The 3,748-nt window shown below is 51.7% G+C and carries 3 protein-coding genes; all 3 read left to right on the top strand.

Annotated features, from left to right (window positions below):
- The first annotated feature begins 693 nt into the window (after positions 1-693).
- The 3 genes from ACLKMW_RS26275 to ACLKMW_RS26265 all read left to right on the top strand — a co-directional run bounded on the left by ACLKMW_RS26275 (position 694) and on the right by ACLKMW_RS26265 (position 3,701).
- A complete protein-coding gene (locus tag ACLKMW_RS26275) occupies positions 694-2,028 on the top strand; it encodes a hypothetical protein (RefSeq protein WP_415727468.1) in 1,335 nt (444 codons plus the stop codon).
- Positions 2,006-3,061, top strand: a complete 1,056-nt coding sequence (locus ACLKMW_RS26270) for a hypothetical protein (RefSeq protein ID WP_415727466.1) — start codon at positions 2,006-2,008, stop codon at positions 3,059-3,061. Before ACLKMW_RS26275 ends, ACLKMW_RS26270 begins: the two co-directional genes overlap by 23 nt.
- 205 nt (positions 3,062-3,266) lie before the next feature.
- A complete protein-coding gene (locus tag ACLKMW_RS26265; protein WP_415727465.1) occupies positions 3,267-3,701 on the top strand; it encodes a transposase in 435 nt (144 codons plus the stop codon).
- Positions 3,702-3,748: the final 47 nt, after the last annotated feature.

The raw sequence follows: 3,748 nt of genomic DNA, 5'->3' as shown, positions 1-3,748 counted from the left end.
CCCGCATCCATCCCCTCCCGGCAAATCACCGGGGCAGTGAATCATCCCGAGCCGTCAATGGCGAGGTTTTTCGAGGCGTCCACGTGAGGGTTGTTCAATTTCTCAAATTTACAACGTGTTGATTTTATAGAGAATTACATCGATTTTAGCTGATGGCGGATGGAAGGGGACTGAAATCCAACCATCTCTGGTTCAAGATCAAACCTTGGTCGAAGCGCGTGTCGTGCCTGTGGCCGATATTGATGCGAGGCATTCGACTTCCCACATCACCAATGGAAAAAGTCGGCTCGAGATCGTGAGCGGGAACGGGCGGCGGATAATCGTCGAGCCGGACGTAGAGGTTACAGCGCTGCTGCGGATCATCCGGAGACTGGAGAGCCTGCGATGATCCCGGTCCCCAGCGGCGTACGCGTGTGGCTTGCGACGGGCTACACGGATAATCATACTACGAGATGTCCCGAAAGCACCCGCAGCTTACAGCCGCGACCATCGCCCCGATCGCTTTTTTCGCGCTATGAAACATTGGACTCATATCGCCACATTTGCACATTTTTAATTAGTTTGCAGTTTCCGGATGGCATCAGTGTCCAACAATCAAATGCAGAAAATATATATTATTCATCTCTAATGAACACTTTAATATTGAATTGGCGCTCCTTCACGGAATAAATTCCATTGAAACACTGAAACTCTTTGATTGATCCGATCTGCTTTTTCGAGGCGCTTTGCATGCTAAATTTCTTCTCAGTGCGATCCGCTCTTTTGCTGGCAGCCCTTGGGATTCTGCTGCCTCAGAATAAGGCTGTTTCGGCCGAGTACACGTCCAGATCTGGCCCCAGCACCCCGTGCGCGACGGTCAACCCTTCAGCATCTCGCCATGTGGCTGAAGTTTGTTTCCACTTCCACCAGATCTACAATGTGGACGTCTTGTTGGGTGAGCCTGTCGTGGAGAGTCGCGTAGCGTGGACTCTCGACAAGGTTCGCCTCAAGAATGGCGTCGGCACAAACGAGATACTGGCGCACAGTGCACAATACGTCGATGAGCGAGTGCGTGAGGCGGTCAAACAAATCAAGCTCAGTAGCGCGACGTTCTCCGGTCGTCTACCTTCGACCATCGCAAACGCCACCCTCGGCCCGGTGTGGTTGCCGCTTCGCCCCGGAGCCTTCAGTGCCAGCGGCGCAGGCCACAGCTATAACACGCCGGGAAGTCCGAGTTGGGACGGTCTCTTTATCAACAGCGACGATGCTTGCTCGTCCAGTGAGTTTCTGAAGCGGCGCCAAGCGCAATCTCTCTTCAAAGGCGGGATTGAAATAACTCGCGTGAAACTCTGCAATGTCCAATTCGCCAATCTGGCGAAACTCGATCAGGTTCTTGAGGACGCTTGCATCGTTTCGTTAGGTTCCAACAAAGAGTGCAAGCCGAAGAAAGACTCTGCAGCGAAAAAGAAGCCTTCGCTTGCTGAGGCCCTTCAAGAATCGCTCGCGAATGAGCTTACCAAACAGGACGGAACCGCGTCGGAGAGCCCATTATCAGCTGTCAAGGCAAGCGCGGACGCAGTTGATCAGGCAACAGCAAAGTTCAAAGGTCAGCGTCAGGATATCGACGCTCAACATGAGAAAGCTCTTCAAATGTGCAAGGACGGGAAACCGTCACGTCCCATGAAAGAGGTCAAGGGACTGCATCTGACATCGGAGCCTCGAACTGGCCCTTGCTCGTCGGGTCCAGATTCAGACTACGACGCGTGCGAACAGATCAAGCGCGAGAACAGGCACCGCGAGCGCGAAGAAGAGGCCCGCAAGGAAGAACGTTTCCAGGAAGCTGTCGCCACCTACGAGCGGGAAATTGCCGTCTGGCCGCAAACACTGGCGCAGTGCGAGCGGGACGCCGAAGCATCACTGGCAGCTGCTATCCGGTCCCACGACCTCGCCGTCCGGAAGGCTGCCATCGAAATTGAACGCCGGCGCCGGGCTCAGGACGATCTTAGCAAGTCGCTTTCGAAGGCGCTTGGCAGCGCAAGCAATAAGTAGAGCATTTTCATTGAACACTGAATCATTCTGCTGGAGTCAAATGATGGTACGATCGTCGTCCTACCTGACCGCGATGGTGATCGCGGCTACGCTTGCGATGGGTTTGGGACCAGCCCGCGCACAGCTTCCAGCCGAAATAGAGGCAGACATGATGGCACGCGAGCTGATGAAAGCCGTTGAGGCGAATGACTATCAGCGCATCATAAAGGAAATATCGAAAATCAGGAAAATTACTCCTGACCTTCCGGACGGAATTTTATTTTTTGACGCTAATGCAAAGTTGAAGGCGAAAGACCACATAGGTGCCGCCAAAGCAGCCGAGTCATATTTGCGGCGGTTTGGAAAATCTGGTGAGCGATACGCAGACGTACTTGATATATATGCTGAATCTAAATCAAAATATGAAGAATACACGTCGAAAATAACTGAAGAAATTAATATAAATGCTGTTAAAGGCGGAATGGGCTTATATGATTCCGAATCAAATAAAAGTTATTTTGGCATTTTTGATTCCAGTTTAATTTCCGATAAAAAAAGATTTGTCGGAATAACCTATATCAGTGCAACTCGATACGGGAAAATACTTTCCCATTACGAAGAGAAGCCATGTAAGATAGTGATCAATGATGATGTTGATGTAAGTGTCATTTTGAATGATGGGAAATGGAAATCTGGAACCGTATCAACTAAAGAAATGGTTGACGAGAAATCCAGTAAGTTTCACTGGAATAATAAATTCGTTTTAGACTTTTCAAAAATTGGAGAGATTAAATCCATCGACCTATTTAATAGTAGGAGCGGCTCAAAGAATTTTATACAAATTATCCCCGAAGGATATGATGGTCTTCCTATGAGGCCGCTCTATAAGCATAATGTGAGTATTTCCAATAATCATTTTCTTCTCAAAGATGGATACACACAATTTTCGTACATGAATGACCACCTGATCCTCATTCCGGATTCGCGGTTACACGACAAATTCATTGCGAGCATGAACAAGCTTGCTCGAGCCTGTAAGGCGTTGACGCAGTAGGTGAAGGCAACAGCCGGCCGGGCCAGCGAAAGCCAAGGCCCATTGCCGGCGATGGCGGCGGCGTGTGCGCAACGTGCTACGTCTACGTGGCCGAGCCTTGGATGGAAGTCGTGGGCGATCGCAACCAGCTGGAGGTCTCGAATTACCTCGCATTTTCGGCCGAGATTTGATTCCATCGCCATGCTGATTTGCTGGGAGGCGTCGGATGCGAGGACAGGCCGGTTTCTGGGATGTTGACGAGCGCTATGCGCGTCTGAGCGAAGCCGGCGATCCTTTGGAGAAATTGAACGCTGTCGTGCCGTGGGAGATGTTCCGCAAGCCACTGGCCAAGGCGCTGAAGCGGTCCGATGGCACGAAGGGTGGCCGCCCGCCCTATGATCCAGTGATGATGTTCAAGGTGTTGGTGCTGCAGGCGCTGTATAGTCTGTCGGACGACCAGGCAGAATTCCAGATCATGGACCGGCGCACCTTCGGCCGGTTCCTTGGTCTTCTGGATGCCGGTGATCACGTACCGGACGCCAAGACGATCTGGTTGTTCAGGGAACATCTCGTGCAGGCCGGCGCCATGGAGAATCTGTTCGCCCGTTTCGACAAGCACCCCTCGAAAGCAGGATACCTGGGCCATGGCCTGCCCCATTAGGGAGGTCCACCGGATAAGTTAGAGTTCCGGCGGTTATGGTCGCCGAG

Origin of the sequence: Borborobacter xinjiangensis (assembly GCF_047739745.1) — a bacterium.
Taxonomy (GTDB): Bacteria; Pseudomonadota; Alphaproteobacteria; order Rhizobiales; family Rhizobiaceae; genus Pseudaminobacter.
Note: the sequence above shows the minus strand (reverse complement) of the source record. Positions and strands in the feature narration are given on the sequence as shown.